At 45.2% G+C, this 16,355-nt stretch carries 15 protein-coding genes; 8 read left to right on the plus strand and 7 right to left on the minus strand.

The features are described from left to right. From FJM74_RS21260 to FJM74_RS21265, 3 genes are all read right to left on the minus strand, one after another. On the minus strand, window positions 1–2,515 hold a 2,515-nt coding region (locus FJM74_RS21260), incomplete at its 3' end, for an efflux RND transporter permease subunit (protein WP_187264664.1). A 107-nt stretch (window positions 2,516–2,622) separates the two neighbouring features. After that, a complete protein-coding gene (locus FJM74_RS22770) occupies window positions 2,623–2,940 on the minus strand; it encodes a DUF6660 family protein (RefSeq protein WP_394353904.1) in 318 nt (105 codons plus the stop codon). 546 nt (window positions 2,941–3,486) lie between these two features. Then, complete coding sequence (locus tag FJM74_RS21265) at window positions 3,487–4,410, minus strand: replication initiation protein (protein ID WP_187264665.1); 924 nt, start codon at window positions 4,408–4,410, stop codon at window positions 3,487–3,489. A 544-nt stretch (window positions 4,411–4,954) separates the two neighbouring features. On the opposite strand from FJM74_RS21265, the gene FJM74_RS21270 reads away from it, so the two are divergent. The 4 genes from FJM74_RS21270 to FJM74_RS21285 all read left to right on the plus strand — a co-directional run bounded on the left by FJM74_RS21270 (window position 4,955) and on the right by FJM74_RS21285 (window position 6,535). Further along, the gene (locus FJM74_RS21270) at window positions 4,955–5,563 is read left to right on the plus strand and encodes a ParA family protein (protein ID WP_187264666.1); all 609 of its coding nucleotides are present in this window, start codon (window positions 4,955–4,957) and stop codon (window positions 5,561–5,563) included. Between the two features lie 74 nt (window positions 5,564–5,637). After that, window positions 5,638–5,880, plus strand: coding sequence for a hypothetical protein (locus FJM74_RS21275; RefSeq protein ID WP_187264667.1), 243 nt, complete (start codon window positions 5,638–5,640; stop codon window positions 5,878–5,880). Between the two features lie 125 nt (window positions 5,881–6,005). After that, window positions 6,006–6,248 (plus strand): GIY-YIG nuclease family protein, encoded by a 243-nt coding sequence (locus FJM74_RS21280; RefSeq protein ID WP_187264668.1) that lies wholly within the window; start codon window positions 6,006–6,008, stop codon window positions 6,246–6,248. Between the two features lie 38 nt (window positions 6,249–6,286). Continuing rightward, window positions 6,287–6,535, plus strand: coding sequence for a hypothetical protein (locus FJM74_RS21285; RefSeq protein WP_187264669.1), 249 nt, complete (start codon window positions 6,287–6,289; stop codon window positions 6,533–6,535). Between the two features lie 288 nt (window positions 6,536–6,823). On the opposite strand, the gene FJM74_RS21290 is transcribed toward FJM74_RS21285, so the two are convergent. The 4 genes from FJM74_RS21290 to FJM74_RS21305 form a co-directional block, all read right to left on the minus strand. After that, window positions 6,824–8,653 (minus strand): Ig-like domain-containing protein, encoded by a 1,830-nt coding sequence (locus FJM74_RS21290; protein WP_187264670.1) that lies wholly within the window; start codon window positions 8,651–8,653, stop codon window positions 6,824–6,826. Window positions 8,654–9,128: 475 nt separating this feature from the next. Beyond that, window positions 9,129–9,809, minus strand: coding sequence for a nucleotidyl transferase AbiEii/AbiGii toxin family protein (locus FJM74_RS21295; protein ID WP_187264671.1), 681 nt, complete (start codon window positions 9,807–9,809; stop codon window positions 9,129–9,131). Next, on the minus strand, window positions 9,799–10,320 hold the full coding sequence (locus tag FJM74_RS21300) for a MarR family transcriptional regulator (RefSeq protein WP_241739285.1): 522 nt from the start codon (window positions 10,318–10,320) through the stop codon (window positions 9,799–9,801). The genes FJM74_RS21295 and FJM74_RS21300 overlap by 11 nt, the downstream gene beginning before the upstream one ends. A 422-nt stretch (window positions 10,321–10,742) precedes the next feature. Next, window positions 10,743–11,762: a potassium channel family protein gene (locus FJM74_RS21305; RefSeq protein ID WP_187264672.1), complete on the minus strand. Its 1,020-nt coding sequence runs from the start codon at window positions 11,760–11,762 to the stop codon at window positions 10,743–10,745. A gap of 243 nt (window positions 11,763–12,005) precedes the next feature. Here FJM74_RS21305 and FJM74_RS21310 point away from each other — a divergent pair, with 243 nt between their 5' ends. The 4 genes from FJM74_RS21310 to FJM74_RS21325 all read left to right on the plus strand — a co-directional run bounded on the left by FJM74_RS21310 (window position 12,006) and on the right by FJM74_RS21325 (window position 16,317). After that, a complete protein-coding gene (locus tag FJM74_RS21310) occupies window positions 12,006–12,326 on the plus strand; it encodes a four-helix bundle copper-binding protein (RefSeq protein WP_187264673.1) in 321 nt (106 codons plus the stop codon). A gap of 272 nt (window positions 12,327–12,598) precedes the next feature. Further along, entirely contained in the window at window positions 12,599–13,099 is a 501-nt protein-coding gene (locus FJM74_RS21315; protein WP_187264674.1) for a hypothetical protein, read from the plus strand. A 155-nt stretch (window positions 13,100–13,254) separates the two neighbouring features. Continuing rightward, the gene (locus FJM74_RS21320; RefSeq protein WP_187264675.1) at window positions 13,255–13,494 is read left to right on the plus strand and encodes a copper chaperone; all 240 of its coding nucleotides are present in this window, start codon (window positions 13,255–13,257) and stop codon (window positions 13,492–13,494) included. 333 nt (window positions 13,495–13,827) lie between these two features. Next, entirely contained in the window at window positions 13,828–16,317 is a 2,490-nt protein-coding gene (locus FJM74_RS21325) for a multicopper oxidase domain-containing protein (protein ID WP_206684079.1), read from the plus strand. Window positions 16,318–16,355: the final 38 nt, after the last annotated feature.

Consider the following 16,355-nt stretch of genomic DNA (forward strand, 5'->3'; position numbering starts at 1 on the left):
CCACCACGCTGGCGATGTCTCGCCCACGCACGTTGAAGCCCACGATGATGCGGCGTTTGGCATCCTCGCGCTGGATCTGGTTCGGCCCTTGCCGGTACTGGATGTCGGCCACCTGCTCCAGTGGTACCTGCAGCCCTGCCGGTGTGGTAACGAAGAGCTGGCGCACATCGGCGATGCCCTGTCTGTTCTCCTGCGTGAGCCGCACGACCAGGTCAAAGCGGCGGTCCCCTTCATACACCATCCCGGCGCTCTGCCCGGCGAAGGCCGCATTGATGACCTGGTTAACCGTCTCCACGTCAAGACCGAACCTGGCTATCTGGTCCCGATTGATGTCCACCACGATCTGCGGCAGCCCGGATACCTGCTCTAGGTAAAGGTCTTCGGCTCCCTGCACGGTAGAAACCACCCGGCCGACCTCTTGGGAAAGCCTGGTCAGTTCCTGCAAATCCTCTCCGAAGATCTTGATGCCCACGTCCTGGCGCACCCCGGAGATCAGCTCGTTGGAGCGCAGCTGGATAGGCTGCGAGACGCCGAACGTGACACCGGGTATGGCCTCCAGCGCCTCCGTCATTCGGCTGGCCAGCTCCTCGCGGGTGCTGGCGCTGGTCCACTCCTCCTTGTCCTTGAGGATGATGGTGACGTCGGCAGACTCCATGGGCATCGGGTCTGTCGGAATCTCCGCGGCCCCGATCTTGCTGACGACATCCTTCACTTCCGGAAATCGCTCCTTGAGAATCCGGGAGGCCAGTGACACCTTTTCGATCGTTTCGGAAAGAGAGCTGCCGGTCAGCAGCCTCGTCTCCAGGGCAAAGTCGCCCTCGTCCAGGGTAGGGATGAACTCACTGCCCATGCGGGAAAAAAGCACCAGGCTCAGGGCAAACAAGGCAAATGCAGAAACAAGCACCAGCGCCTTAAACCTTAAGGCGCCCCTGATCACGGGGCTGTACAGACGCTGGAAGAAGTCCATCATCCTATCGGAAATGTTCCGCTTGCGGGTGGTGTTCTTGCTTAGCAGTAAGGCTGACATCATGGGCACGTAGGTAAGCGAGAGGATGAAGGCACCAAGTATGGCAAAGGAGACGGTCAGTGCCATGGGGCGGAACATTTTCCCCTCAATGCCCACCAGCACCAGGATGGGCAGGTACACGATCAGGATGATGATCTCGCCGAAGGCGGCGGCGGTGCGGATTTTCCGGGCCGACTCATACACCTCCCCGTCCATCTGCGCCTGCGTCAGCCTCCCCTCTTTGCGCAGGCCCAGGTGGTGCATGGTCGCCTCCACAATGATAACGGCCCCGTCCACGATGAGGCCAAAGTCGATGGCCCCGAGGCTCATCAGGTTGCCCGTCACGCCAAACAGGTTCATCATGATGATGGCAAACAGCATGGCCAGCGGGATGACAGAGGCCACCACCAGGCCGGCGCGCAGGTTGCCCAGGAAGAGCACCAGCACAAAGATCACGATCAGGGCCCCCTCAATCAGGTTGCGCTCCACCGTACCGATGGCCCGGCCGATCAGCTCGCTCCGGTCCAGAAAGGCCTCTACCGCCACGCCCTCCGGAAGGGAGCTTGCGATCTGCTCCATGCGCTCTTTCACGCGACCCACCACCTGGTTCGTGTTCTCTCCCTTGAGGAGCATCACGATGCCCCCCACCGCTTCTCCCTTGGCATCGGTAAGGGCACCGTAGCGGTTGGCGCTGCCGAACCGTACCTGGGCAACATCAGAGATAAGCACGGGCGTGCCGTTGGTGGTGTTGCTGACGACAACCTTCTTAATCTCGTCCAGGCTCTCAATCAGCCCCTCGCTGCGCACGAAGTAGGCGTTTGGCTTTTTGTCGATGTAGGCCCCTCCCGTATTGCCGTTATTGCGCTCCAGGGCCTCCAGCACGTGGCCGATGCCCAGGTTGTGGGCATTGAGCCTGTTGGGGTCAACAGCGATCTCGTATTGTTTCAAGAAACCACCGAAGCTGTTGACCTCGGCCACTCCGGGCGTGCCGAGCAGCTGCCGCCGCACTATCCAGTCCTGGATGGTGCGCAGCTCCATGGCCGAGTATTGCTCCTTGTACCCTGGCTTGGCGTGTACCACGTATTGGTAGATTTCCCCAAGGCCAGTGGAGATGGGGGCCATCCCCGGGGTCCCTACCCCCGGCGGAACCTTGCCCGAGGCCTCCACGAGCCGCTCGCTTACCTGCTGCCTGGCCCAGTAAATGTCCACACCCTCCTCGAAGACAACGGTCACCACTGAGAGGCCGAAGCGGGAGATGGAGCGCACCTCCTCAATGTCGGCGATGGTGGACATGGTCTGCTCCACCGGAAAGCTGATGAGCCGCTCTACTTCCTGTGCGGCGAGTGAGGGGCTGGTGGTAATGACCTGTACCTGGTTGTTCGTGATGTCAGGCACGGCATCAATGGGGAGCTGCGTGACAGAGTAGCTCCCCCAGATAACAAGCGCAAGGGTGAAAAGGCCAATGATGAGCTTGTTATGGATAGAAAAATGAATGATTTTATCTAACACCTTTTAAGTTTTAAATCCCAAAAACCACATACGAAAGTATGCGCACGCCTTTTGAGGCCGCACAAGGATGCGGCAACGCGTGTTTACTTACCTAAGACAGAAATAGGCTAGGCCTTGGGAGGGTGCCAGAAAGGGAACGTAGGGGAAACAGCACCACCAGAAACGTAGGTGCTCAGGTAGGGGGATAGTAGGATATGCTGTGGTTCCTTTATGGGTGAGAAGCCAAGGAGTATTGTAATGCCTCCACAGCAGTTGCACTCGCAGAGAGGGGAGCAAAGATCATACTCCTGCGCTGCATCAGCATGCCCGTGCTGGGCCTGTACTACTGTTATGTCATCCTGGGCAAAGGCTGTCCCGCTGTCCGTGCACGGCAGGCACGCCAGTAGAAAGATAACCATTCCCCACATGACAGTCAGGTGCTTCATTCTTGCAAAAATACGAAACAATTCTTATAGGTACATACTCTTTTTACTGTTTTGCTGTTGCTGCTTCTTTGCCCGTATTGCATAAAAGTAAAGAAAGCCGGTATTAACCTAACAGATGTATTCTTGTCAGGCAGCAGGAAAGCTATAATTCCGATGACCATTAGCAATTAACAGTCCTTCGCATAATGTATAGACTGAAAAAATAAGATCACTCACGGCTCCTTGCTCTGAAAATACTTGATCTTTATTTCTCCAATAACACCTTTTATGTTAACTATAGATCATTGTGCAGGAACTGAAGTTGATTCTGTTCCTCAAGTGAAGGTTAACTTATAAAATCTGTTTTTTAGAAATACCTATGTGAAAAATGAGTCATTTCTTTCCAATATTCTTTCTGCCAACATTGAAAAGAAAGGGTATAAATACAGAATGATATAAATGCATAAATACATAAATATAAAAAAATGTATTTGTGCATTTATGTCATTCTGTATTTGTTGATTTACATAAACGTTTATGTGATAAAAACAGATTTTATAAGCAAGCTTATATACCTAATGTAGTCCTAAAGTACCCACCTGGATTATTTATGTCTTTCCGCCGAATAGCAATGTCGTAGAGGCACTTATTAGCCTTTTTCCTCAATTCAGTACTGCTTAAAACGGTATTTATTAGGTTATTGTCAAGTATGCCAATATCGCGCATCCGGTTCTTTAGAACTTCTGTTTCTCTGTCTCCTTCTGATAACTCAAAAGGAATAACTGTTTGAAACTGTGTCACATGTTTGATGGTAAAGTTCAGCTTATAAATACTCTTCCCTTTCTTTGTTGTGGTGTAGCTGATGCGAAGATCTGAATGCTCATTAATCTGTTTGATAGATGGCTCAAGTACATAATCTTTAAACTGCCCCCACTGCTTGTACTGCTCAGGATGTTTTCCTGCAGGATCTTTTAAATTAAGCCGAAATTTTAGCTGCTCTAGTTCGTAAGATAAATATCCTATGTCTTTCCATCTAGAAAACTGCACATAAAGCCATTTAGCATATTTAGAAGTCATTGATAAAACGCAGAAGAGCTGGAAGCTCGTAAAGTTGTTCTTCAGGTCAATCAAGTAAGGCTTTAGCTCTTCGGCTATGGAAAGCTGGATCCTCCCCTGCCCTTTTAAATACTTTGCACTTGACATCATAGATACTTGCAGTAGTCCATCCTCCTCCTCTATTTCAAAAACCTTTCCTATCAAGCCATAGGTTGCATCCTTCAATTGCTGATAGTTCCACTGTCGGCCCGTTAGATCCTCAATTTCTTTTACACTTATATAGTACTTTGTGTCATTGCTATCTCCAGGTTTAAGGCGGGACAACATCATGAAATAAATGTCTAATTGTACAGCAGATAACTCATGCCTGGCATTAGTAATTACATTATGATGTCTAACCTGAAGTTGTGGAGTTTTAGCCTCTTTTGTTTCCATAGCTATAAAGGAACAAAAAACAGATGTAAAAAACAATATGTTCGATAGTGTCTGTTTTATAGCTTATGAAATCTGTTAGATAAACTTATAAAACCTGTTTTTTAAACTTATGAAATCTGTTTTTAAACTTATGAAATCTGTTTTATAGCTTATAAAATCTGTTTTTATTGCTGTGTATCTTCTTGACTATCAATAAGATACCAATGTTACAAATAAATCAAATAAATACAAATAATTCACAAGTTGTGATATATTAAAAGGTAACTAAGGTAAAAAGCTCAATAACTCAGAGGGAGAAGAAAAAAACAAATCAAAAAACAAAAAAAAGAGGAGCAGGGCGCGCGCGAAAAAACAGATTTTATAAGTCTGAATTGAGCTTTAAAATTCAATTCCAGCATTAAAACTAGTAAAGTTACTGTTTCTATAAAATACCCTCAATTTGTTTAAATAATCAAAAGTGTTCTTTTGGCTTATGTATTTATGTAGATAAAGATTACTGTAATATTAGATTTGTAAATATCTAGTTTTATGTATTATTTTAGGTATGGCAAAAATAATTACTATCGCACATCAAAAAGGAGGTGTAGGTAAAAGCACACTCGCTTTAAATTTAGCTACATGTTTCCAAGAGCAGCTTAATGTTGCTTTATTAGACATTGACTTACAAGGTAGCATATCCGATCTTAGGGAAGATTTCCCTAGTTTACATATAATAACTGAAGATAGGTTTGAACAGATACAGAAACTAGAATACGATCTGATCATAATAGATACACCACCTTATCTATCTAGTCGACTTCCCGAGTTGTTCCTAATGTCAGACTATGTATTGGTGCCAACGAAGGCAGGATTTTTTGATGTAATGGCAATTAGATCCACCTTACACTTAATAGAAGAAGCTAAGAGGAAACACAAAGAACTTGAAGCAGGCATAGTATTGAATATGATCAAGCATCGATCAGGAATAACTGGCGAAGTGCAAGAACTGCTAGCTAGTTTTAATACACCCGTGCTTAAAACAATGATACATGATAGAGTAAGTTTTGCTAGATCTCCCTTAACAGGTGGTGTGTTGGCTAGTGAAGATTCAAAGGCAATAGATGAAATTACATCACTTGCAGAAGAAATAGTTGATACTATTTCAAATACATAAAGATGTAGTTATGTAAATTTGTAATTACATATTTATAGTATTACATTTATAAATAACTACATAATTACATAAGTATGGCGGCAGTAGATAAAGATAAACTTGTAGGAATGGCTAATAAATTAAAGTTAGATAAGCCAAAAACTCCGATACAAGAGGTAAGCCCTATAAGAACAAAAGAAGCAGCTAAAGAAGAGACTGCTCAATTAAATGTATGGATTCCTAAGGAGCTAGTCAAAAAGATGAAGATATACGGTTTAGAGAATGATTTATCTTTAAAAGAGATTACAACTAAGGCCCTAAATGATTATCTGAAATAGGTAACATCTTTTATTATGTGTTGAACTTTCAATTTGTGATGGTGCAGTTACATAAATTCCACAGGTACAGTAGGAGAGGAGTCCTAAAGCAATACAGGAAACTACGCTACGTCAAAGAAAATAGAATGTACTTTCTGTACCTTATTTTTGATGCTGAAACCTGTGTGTATGTAGGGGAGACGAGCAACATCTTCTGGCGCATCATCAAGCACAAGGATAAGTGCTCCAGTGAGTCGGTCATCTACCTGCAGGAGTACCAGGATAAGGAGGAGGTGCTGAGGCTTGAGAAGCACTACATCCGCATGCTCAAACCAAAGTTCAACAGCCGCTACTGCCAGGCGGGTCAGCTGGAGCTGTTTCGGTTCTGATCTGCCGGCACGCCCCTTTGCTCTTTCGTATAGGGTATATGGACTTCTATGCATTCAACACTCTCCCCAGGGATGAGCGGGCGGAGCTCGTCTGGCGGCATGGGCAGCTCCTGGCCATCCGGACGGTGATGAGCTGCAGTGTGGTGCTTTACCACATGGGCCAGTTCTTTGCCGAGGTGTGGTACTCGGCGGAGGATAATCAGATCGCCCTGATCCATGGCTTTAGGAGTCGCGAGTTGCTGGAGAATTACCTGGATCAGATCGACCTGCAGGAACTGATGGGGTAGGGAATAGACAGGGCTCGAGTATGGGGCCATTTTTGGGAGACAGCCTGCCTTTCAGGGCTGCAGCGGTCCCTGCCGACCGATGAGGAATGTTGTATAAAGTAGGAGGAATCTGAGTGAATAAAAAAGGTCCGGGATTTCATTTCCCGGACCTTTACTTACACATCACTTACGCTTTTTGTCTCAGTTTATTTTTTCTTCTCTAGCAGTTTGAATCACCAGCCTGCACCATACTTTACCGGAAGCGATGTAGACCGGGGAGAAGTCGTGCAAAAAGGATATAGTGAAAAACTATTCGCAGTCAACTCTTGTCATCGCAGCCTCAGACACTGTTGCAGCTGCCGAACAAGTAGTTCCATTCAAAGTCCTACAGTACGTTTGGGTTCCTTTCAGCTCATCGCCCTCCATGGTCATTTCATATACCGCCATGTACTTTGCCAAACCGGCAGTATGCCAATACGAGATCCTGACCTTATTCCCGTCAATTTCCCCCTTCAGATCTTGTTGGAATCCATTGGGGCTCATTACCTTCGTTGGAGAGCTGAAGATATAACTCCTGCCACCTTCCTGGAGGCACATCGGGAAATCCTTTTTTATGGATGCCGTAAATATGAGTGGAGCTCCATTTACCAAAGTACCATTCCTTCTTTCTACTGAAACCTTCACCTCTTGTTCACCATCATTACCCAAAGTCCATTTGGAGCTTGCTATCCCATCCTCATCGGTTTTTGCATCAGAAATCAAAGAACCATTTCCCTTTGTCACATCCCATTGAACTGGTATATTAGGTAAAGGTCTGCCAAAACGGTCCTTGACCCGCACTACCAGAGGGGTTCCTAACACCTTAGCCGGAGGACCTGATTGATTATTTCCTCCGGCAAACTCCTCTATTGAGCTAGGGTCAATTCGTATGATTGTTAAATTAGTATTGACCAGGAATTGAGGATCTGTTCCATAGCCAACAGTAACACTTTCTAAATTTTCGAAATCCTTTAAGTCTGGCGGATATAATTCAAATGTTACAGATTCCATGGAGGGGTCATAAAGTCTAACGTTTCCAAATTCACCGGAATTCATGGAAACAAATATTGGGATTGGAAATGGGTATGTGATTGGAGAACTAGGTCTGATTTTTAGTTTCAACAAGACTGGTTCATCGGTCAATTCATCATATGTCAAGGAGGAATTCTCTATAGTTACAGATAAACCATCCAGGTATGCTGTTCTTTCTTTTTGTTTTTCCTCTTGACGTTTCAAATCGCGCTCTCTTTGGCTTTTGAAATCTTCATCAGTATAGGGAGGTATTTCCAGATCAGCTTCATTATGCTTCCAATCAGCGTCTTCACTGGTTGCCTCTATTGGTTCCTGCTGTGCATCTATCCCTTCTTGTAAGTCATCTAATTGTTTCTTGTCTTCTTGGCTATTAGACTTATCTTTTGTATCTTCTATTATTTCAAATTGAACCCTATCTCTTAATGGCTGTGTTATACAGCTAATTTCGTTCAGTCCGTATTGAATTCTTTGCTGAGTAGTAGGGTTAACCGGCAATTGCTCCTGCCAACATTCCCCCGAGTTTACTTTTCTGGCAGAGGTAAACTGGTCAACCTCTACCCCATCTTGTATGTAAGCAGTGGTAACTGTTTTTGATGTATTTCCCTCCCAATTGTAATCCACAAGCGAAATGGTATAATCGGTTTCATTATACTGTTGGATCTCCAATACAAAACGGCCTCTTTTTCCTTTTTCCAATATGTAATTCCTGCTTAGCTTTTGATCCGAAAAGATTTCTGTTACGGATAGCTGATCCGAGTTCTTTCTTTTAAGGATAGCGGTATGAACATATTCTAATTGTTTTGATGCGTTTATTTCACCGAATAGCGCCAGGGTATCTCCTTTGTATTGGATAATACTTACTAATTGTGAGGCAGCGTTAGGAAGAAGATTTTCTTCATAAAAAACATTTCCTAAACCAGGGATAAGTTTGTTATTGAAGTCTGCGTTATCTTCAAGTACTTCTTCTTTGGTAGGTTCTGGATCTACGGGGTCACATGCAGAAAATATACCTGCGCATAGTAGCAGAATCAAGGCAGTGACAGGATTAAGGCGTAGTAGTGATTTCATAAATTAAATTTAAAATTAGAATAATTACAAAAGTAAAGGTGTAGATTTTAAACCTAGGGTACAATCCCTACTTCTGGGTATTATGATGACTGAATTTTAAAATTTCCTGGTGCTGCAGGAATGACATGCTTACTAAATATTTTACTAGTAATACCACACCTTCTAGACCTTATTCTTTACCAAGGCCTAGACATGACTAATCACACAAGAAACACAAGGTGTTATTAAATCGCTTTTGGAATGGAGTCTATCAGACTGAACTGCAAAGAACCAGCCCAGTAGTCCGTTGCAGCAGTACGTCACACCAGAGAGGGGACGGGAGCTACTTAAATACTAATAAGGTTAATGATTCAGTTCAGTAGAGGGTAAATAATACACTTTTATATATTTATATTTATATTTATAAACAATTCCTGCTACTAACTATAAGTATTTTTATGTTAAATAACGATGGGCTTTGTAGCTCCAATGTGTTTTATGGCTGAATGATTTTCTCTATTTTTTCCTCCAGCAGCGGCAAGCGGTCTTGATCTGCCAAATGACAGCCTAGAATCTCCTCTCGATAACGGCTATCCCAAATTGCCCTATACTCCTGCTGTAGATATTCTCTCACTTCCTGGGGCGCATGAGCTATCTCCTCCACCAGATGCAGTCTGTTATCTGTTACATACACAATATCTTCAAAGTCATGGCTGCTGCGGGGATCACCGCCCCTACTATGATAGGCGGAAAATTTCGTGGCCAAGAAATACGCCACAGGAAGAATGCGAATCCTTAACCTGTCTGTCAGCGCTGCGGTTGTTGAATGATTCAGCCCCGGTTGATACCAGGGATTAGTGAAGCCTAGGATATTAGGATCATCTGGCATCACATCGATCGTAATCCCTTCATAATTAAAGCGGCAGATAACATTGCTTGTAGGGTCAGGGTAAAACAGCAATTCGCTTAGGCGATCCTGTATCCTGCTCCATTCTCCATAACCCGCCAGCGAGACGCTTAGATCTATATCACTGGTTGGGCGGACCGCGTCGGCGGCGGGATCATCAGCATATAGGCTAAGCGTGGCCCCACCCACAAATACCATCTTCTCCCGTAGCTCCTGCAGTCCGGAAGCTACTTTTTTAATAACCTCGATATTTATTGCCTTACCGTCCATTCAGAATTCTTTTTTCTAACTCTTTATTGGCCAGTTCCCGTTCCCGTACTCTTCCTACCCGAAGTGCATCCACCAATGCTAGCAGCTCGTAGAGTTCAGGCTTGTTTAGAGCTGCCTCTACAACGGAAGGATAAAGTGGCTCTACCGACTGGCCCCGTTCCTTGCCCTTGGCGTAAGGCCACACCAGTTTTTCATTGCTCATAATGAGCTTGTCTAAAGGTGAGGCACTGAAGGCAGTTGGAACACCTCTTACGATCGCGCCTGGCTCCTGAGGAAAGACGTAGCGTAGGCCATGTGTGAGGAATTCCAGTAATGCGTGCCGCATCACCTTCTTTTTAGACTTATCCACTAGTCCAGCCTTGGCGGATCTATTAAGTGATTCTGTAACCTCTGAAGCACTAATATAGGCCTCTTGAGCTATGTCTTTCATCATCCAAAGATCTCCGCCTTGGGCAATGATGGTTAGTAGCACCACAATGTCCTGTGGCCGCATTCCACTATGCTTTTTCATAATGTAATTTGCAATTCGCGAATTGCAAATTTATGATAAATAATACCAAATTAAAAGCAATACATAGATGATTTAGATTTTGTAAAGTAGCTTAGAAGGTAGTAAACCACCTTCTAAGCTACAGTTATCTTAAAAAAAGTTGGAATATGAGAACAGGAAAGAGAAGCTGTTGCTATTTAGTATACCACTTATTATGCTTTCTCTAAAGTTATGGTTTGTCCTATAATGGGCGGTTATGTTCAATAGGGTGGGGGAATTTGCTGCATTTTTAACATGAAAGAGTGCTGTTTATATCTTGTCTTGATATAGGTTGAATTTGTTTCAACCTATATCTAATTACGTACATAAGATAGCTCATCTGCTGATGTCTCCGTTAGTATGGGGAGCTACATCACCTGAATGGAAAAGCTAGAAACGCAGACTTAATCCTCTTGACAGTATACTTCCTGCCAGGACCAGCCGTCCATCTCCAGCAGGGCAGTCAGCAGTTTACGGCGCTCATGCAGTTCCTGTATGAAAGCTTCCTTTATCTTCTCTTTCTCTTTTAGTGGAAGCCCTTTAGCTTCAAGCCTACGCAGCTCCGGGGCTGCGGCATTTTCCTGCGGAGATGCGTTCTTCAGGTAGTTTCCTTTGACCATATCCAGGTAGGAGTCAATAGCGGTCTGCAGCATGTTCATCTTCAACTCATTAAGCCCGGCTTCCTGTTTTATGCCATGCATCAGAAGCTTGTGGCTTTCATCCAACAGCACAATAGCCCGTGAAATGGCTAACTTAGGTTGGCTGTTGTGAAAGTAGTGGATGACGGGATAGGAGTGGTGGTTCATGATGTGCTGCATCAGCATCTGGCACATGTCTGAGGTAGTGTCAAAGAAAGAAGAGAAGTTACTCCCGTTCCAGCTGTTTATCAGGATCTGTTGCGGATCTCTTCCCATGCCGCTGATGTATAGGCTAAGTTTGCTTTGCAGCCCTACAGCAGACAGAACTGGCACAAAATACGTGATGGAAGCAGTAATAAAGGCTAAGCCTGAAAACGCGGCAACTCCTGTAATGATTCTCCAGAGATTATTAGACGCTATATAGTCTCCCACACCTAATGTAGAGAGCGTGAAGCCGGCGTAGTAAAGCTTCTCCAGGGGGCTTGCAACGGACATATTGCTGCTTTTAATGATTGACCCGCCATCAGAGAGTAAGACCAGAAACAACCCTAACCACAGTCCCAGCACCCAGGTCAACAAAATAGACACCAAGATAGCCGGTCCGGCATAAGGAAGAAGCTTAGATCTTCCATTTTTACCTGATGCCACGAAGAAGCCTTTCCAGACTCCTTTTGATACGGCATCTGTAATCCAGCCTCCACCACTCGATGAAAACGTGGTTTTAACGATGTCTATTGCCGTTAGCAGAAAAACGAGTAAACCGAGTAGTAGCGCGAATGTGTTCATGAGCAATAAAGCTTTGATTTCCTGCTAAACGGAAATAAAAAGTGCGGGTTAGGAAGGAAAAGTGATATGATTGCGCAATTATAGACAAGTCCTGCTTTAGCTGCCTGAAGCACACTTTTCATACGTAAAACATGTTGCAATCAAATAAATTTATAAAATTCATTCTTAAATCCATAAAACTAATAGCTTACAGACAGGGTAAAAGGTTTATACAAGTAATTATGTAACATAAAATTATAAGTTATGAACAAAGACTTGATAAGAACACTTGCCGAATGCGCTGCAGCCTGTAACCACTGTTCAGTGGCCTGCCTGCAGGAAGAAGACATTAAAATGATGGTGGCATGTATACGCCTGGACATGGACTGTGCGAAGATATGCTTGGCGGCTCAGGACTATGTGGCACGCGATTCCCGCTATGCAAGGGAGATCCTGCAGCAATGCGCCAAGATCTGCAGAGATTGTGGTGAGGAGTGCGACAAGCATAAAGCAGAGCACTGCAAAATATGTGCAGAGGCTTGCTTTAGGTGCGCGGAGGCCTGTGAGCAGTATCAACGTGTTTAACGGGTATCTATGTAAATGCAAGAACCGGTTTATGCCTCGCATAAACCGGTTCTTGCATTTAATTCCAAGGGCAGTGCTAACCAGCAAAAACAGGAAAAGTGTTACCCTACTTCATACGGTGACTTTTTTGCGACCCGCAGTTTATTGAAGTTGATGCTATGTCCTTAATGGAAGCTTCTCTGCAAAAAGGTAAGTGAAACAAAGTGGTAAAAGCTTAAACCACTCACCGCTGGAAGTGTATGATTGGGTTTTAAAGCAAACAGTGTTAAGAAATGGAGCTACAAAGTTTTATTCAAAAGTTTATCTCCTATGCAAGGGAGTCCGAGCAGATAACCATTTACAATAAGGCGTCGCTGCTTCATGAGTTGGCTTTATTCTTAGAGCAGCACCTGCAGATGGGCGATTACGATGTTCAAATTTCCAGGCAAGCCGAGCAAGTAGTTATGGGTGCAAAGGGCGAGGACTTTACAAAAGAGGTTATTGATTTATATGTCTACCAAATAACGGGCAAGGAGCAGTATGCGATTCAGCTTTATGTAATGGATGGTGAAGAAAACAGTCCTGCGGTCGCTGCACCTAAGGACGAGCTTTATTTTCTGAAGTCGCTGAAACATCATGGATTCAGGCAGGCGCACCTGCTGCTGATACGTAGTGAAAAAGTGGACGAAGCAGAGATAGTACTTCCCAAGACCTATTCTGTGGAGTGGCAGGAACTACAACGGCTGTCTCAAGGCGGCAACGGCCTGTGGGTATGTGCGGTACTAACGGTGTAGTTATCCTTATGGTAGTGAGTTAAGCAAAACGAGGCAGCGCTGCTGTTTGAGATTGAATTGTCCGCATCAAACTCATACCGGACCAAGCGGCCTCTGTTGTCTCCGGAACTTGCGAAGGGGAGAATTTATTTGGATTATATAAGTAATATATTGTTATGGAAATAATAAAATTTAAAACAAATGTGGAAAGCCAGGAGGCTTTATCGAAGGTTGCGCCTTATTTAGATAAGGAAGAAAGTATAAGTAAGTGGAGCATTGATACAGAAAGCACCGACAAAATACTTAGTGTGTCCGGTACTAACTTAGACGCTCAGACAATCAAACAAATAATAAAGCAGGCAGGGTTTAGAGCTGAGATAAAAAGGGTAATCGGACTCAGCGGCGGAGACCTGTAAAGGTGCCCAATATTTAAAACGAGTCCACTGGAATTAAAAGTGTGTAAGCGTGCATGGACTGTACTTTTTGCTGCTGTAGGCTTCCGCTAGTATCGCGAATGTAATGGATTCATAATTAAAATGTCATGAAGCTGATAGCAACTACCTGAGTAATATCCCTTTGTGGCTACTGCTCATGAATTATCAAGAACTAAATAAACTTAAAATCTATACCAACTTAAAATGTACAAGTTATTGTTACTAGTGCTACTTAGCTTTGGACAGCTTGCAATTGCACAGCACGAAAATCACAATATGCCTGCACAGCAGCAACCTGTTATCTACACTTGCCCCATGCACCCCGAAGTTCAAAGCACCAAGCCTGGTAATTGTCCGAAGTGTGGAATGACACTGGTAAAGCAAAAGCCTAAAGCAACTCCAAAACCGCAGGCCGCTCCCGTAAAGAAAACGGTAAAACCCAAGCCTGCCGCTCCCCCTAAAAAACCTGTGCCACAAAAGCGCGCACCGTCTGCTCCTGAAAAGACCGAAACGCCCATTATGAACCCAGAGGTGAAAGATGAGCCTGTTCATAAAGCAGGTCACAAGCCCGAAAGCCCCGGACCAACTTACATTCCCCGGAAAATCCGGTATGACCTTTATGTAAAAGATACCATCGTCAACTTTACCGGAAACCCAAAAAGAGCAATAGCCATCAATGGCAGCATTCCGGCACCTGCTCTAACCTTTACACAAGGCGACACAGCCGAGATTTATGTCCATAACCAGATGGATGTCGAAACCTCTATTCACTGGCACGGTGTATTTCTGCCTAACAGGTTCGATGGGGTACCCTATCTCACCCAAATGCCTATTAAGCCGCACACCACTTACATCTATAAATTTCCAATACTCCAGAACGGCACCTACTGGTACCATAGCCACAGCGGATTTCAGGAACAAAGCGGGATGTATGGCGCCCTGATTTTTAATAAAGTGAACGAACCGGATATACCTGCCATACCAATTGTATTGAGCGACTGGACCGACATGAAGCCAAAAGAGGTTTATCGCTCCTTACGCAGCGCGAACGACTGGTTTGCAATCCGGAAAGGTGCCACCCAGGGATATGCAGAAGCCATAAAGAAAGGCTACTTTGGGGTTAAACTTAAAAATGAGTGGAAGCGGATGACCGCCATGGATGTAAGCGATGTGGCCTATGAGAAATTCCTGACCAACGGACAGGCTATACATGAGCAGACTCATTTTACAGCAGGCGATGTGGTAAAGCTGCGGGTTGTAAACGGTGGCGCTTCCACTTATTTCTGGCTTACCTATTCCGGTGGCAAAATGACTGTGGTAGCCAATGATGGCAACGAGGTAGAACCTGTAGAAGTTGACCGGCTTATAATTGCACCATCCGAGACATACGACCTGCTGGTAACCATTCCGGAAGATATGCAATATGAGTTTTTAGCTACGGCCGAAGACCGCACCAACACCACTTCCCTGTTATTAGGCCGGGGTATGCGTATGCCCGCAGCGCGTTTAGGCAGGCTGAACTATTTTGAAGGCATGAGGATGATGAACGACATGATGAAAATGAACGGGGATATGGAGCCGATGGGCATGAACATGAGCAATCAGCAAATGGACATGAACAGCGTGATGTATCCCGAGGTTAAGGGCGGAGGACATGAGGGGCATCAGCAGGATGCTCCCGCACCAACCGGAGAAAAGGAAACAAATGTGCAGCCGCAGCCAGATAGCACTATGACAGACCATGCTATGGAAGGTCATGAAATGCATGGAATGCAAATGAATACTGAAAATGCAGAGCTGGTAACGCTAAACTACAACATGTTACGGGCTCCTGAAAAAACCGTGCTGAAGCCGGGCCCGGAAAAAGTGCTGCACTTTGAGCTTACCGGTAACATGAACCGTTATGTCTGGACCCTGGATAACAAGACAGTTTCAGAGACTGACCGCATCCTTATCAAAAAAGGGGAGAATGTGAAGATCGTCATGTTTAACAATTCGATGATGCGGCATCCGATGCACCTGCATGGGCATGACTTCCGGGTTCTCAACAAGCACGGCGAATATGCACCTATGAAGAATGTAGTCGATATATTGCCCATGGAGACAGATACCCTGGAGTTTGCGGCATCCGAAAGCGGAGACTGGTTTTTCCATTGCCATATCCTGTACCACATGATGGCTGGTATGGGCCGCGTGTTTACGTACCAGAATTCTCCTCCTAATCCTGATATCCCGGACCCGAAACACGCGCTTAAAATGTTTAACCATGAAGACAGGATGTTTCTTCCGTCTGCGCAGATCGGCCTGGAAACGAACGGCAGCGATGGAGAATTTGTGCTGGGCAGTTCCCGCTACCAGCTCTCTACCGAGTGGAGAATAGGGTTTAAGAAGGAATACGGAGTGGAGAGCGAAACCTATTTCGGGCGGTATATTGGCAAAATGCAGTGGCTGTTCCCATTCGTTGGCTTCGATTACCATCGGAACAGCGTAGAGAATGAACCAGAAAAAACCTTATTAGGGCAAATAAGCAATCAAAACAACAGGAAAGCTTTCGTGGCCGGGGTGCAATATATCTTACCCATGTTGGTCGTGGCAGAAGCAAGAGCCGATAGCAAAGGAAAGCTTCGTTTCCAGTTGCGGCGCGAAGATATTCCGTTGACCAGCCGGTTAAGGTTAAACCTCATGGGAAATACGGATAAGGAATACATGGCCGGTTTCAGATACGTGGTTTCGAAGTACGTGTCGCTATCAACACATTATGACAGCGATATGAAATATGGAGCCGGTGTCACCTTTGTGTATTAACCTGTTACATAAAGGGATGCCGCTCTCTCCATGGAGCG

It is taken from the genome of Pontibacter beigongshangensis (genome assembly GCF_014332515.1).
GTDB classification, from domain to species: Bacteria; Bacteroidota; Bacteroidia; order Cytophagales; family Hymenobacteraceae; genus Pontibacter; species Pontibacter beigongshangensis.

What these genes read in the sequence shown, in the direction of transcription:
- FJM74_RS21265 (WP_187264665.1), bottom strand. Translation starts at nt 4,410, where the DNA reads ATGGAAACAAAAGAGGCTAAAACTCCACAACTTCAGGTTAGACATCAT.
- FJM74_RS21310 (WP_187264673.1), top strand. Translation starts at nt 12,006, where the DNA reads ATGAACAAAGACTTGATAAGAACACTTGCCGAATGCGCTGCAGCCTGT.
- FJM74_RS21290 (WP_187264670.1), bottom strand. Translation starts at nt 8,653, where the DNA reads ATGAAATCACTACTACGCCTTAATCCTGTCACTGCCTTGATTCTGCTA.
- FJM74_RS21295 (WP_187264671.1), bottom strand. Translation starts at nt 9,809, where the DNA reads ATGGACGGTAAGGCAATAAATATCGAGGTTATTAAAAAAGTAGCTTCC.
- FJM74_RS21305 (WP_187264672.1), bottom strand. Translation starts at nt 11,762, where the DNA reads ATGAACACATTCGCGCTACTACTCGGTTTACTCGTTTTTCTGCTAACG.
- FJM74_RS21285 (WP_187264669.1), top strand. Translation starts at nt 6,287, where the DNA reads ATGGACTTCTATGCATTCAACACTCTCCCCAGGGATGAGCGGGCGGAG.
- FJM74_RS21275 (WP_187264667.1), top strand. Translation starts at nt 5,638, where the DNA reads ATGGCGGCAGTAGATAAAGATAAACTTGTAGGAATGGCTAATAAATTA.
- FJM74_RS22770 (WP_394353904.1), bottom strand. Translation starts at nt 2,940, where the DNA reads ATGAAGCACCTGACTGTCATGTGGGGAATGGTTATCTTTCTACTGGCG.
- FJM74_RS21280 (WP_187264668.1), top strand. Translation starts at nt 6,006, where the DNA reads ATGTACTTTCTGTACCTTATTTTTGATGCTGAAACCTGTGTGTATGTA.
- FJM74_RS21300 (WP_241739285.1), bottom strand. Translation starts at nt 10,320, where the DNA reads ATGAAAAAGCATAGTGGAATGCGGCCACAGGACATTGTGGTGCTACTA.
- FJM74_RS21320 (WP_187264675.1), top strand. Translation starts at nt 13,255, where the DNA reads ATGGAAATAATAAAATTTAAAACAAATGTGGAAAGCCAGGAGGCTTTA.
- FJM74_RS21325 (WP_206684079.1), top strand. Translation starts at nt 13,828, where the DNA reads ATGCACCCCGAAGTTCAAAGCACCAAGCCTGGTAATTGTCCGAAGTGT.
- FJM74_RS21270 (WP_187264666.1), top strand. Translation starts at nt 4,955, where the DNA reads ATGGCAAAAATAATTACTATCGCACATCAAAAAGGAGGTGTAGGTAAA.
- FJM74_RS21315 (WP_187264674.1), top strand. Translation starts at nt 12,599, where the DNA reads ATGGAGCTACAAAGTTTTATTCAAAAGTTTATCTCCTATGCAAGGGAG.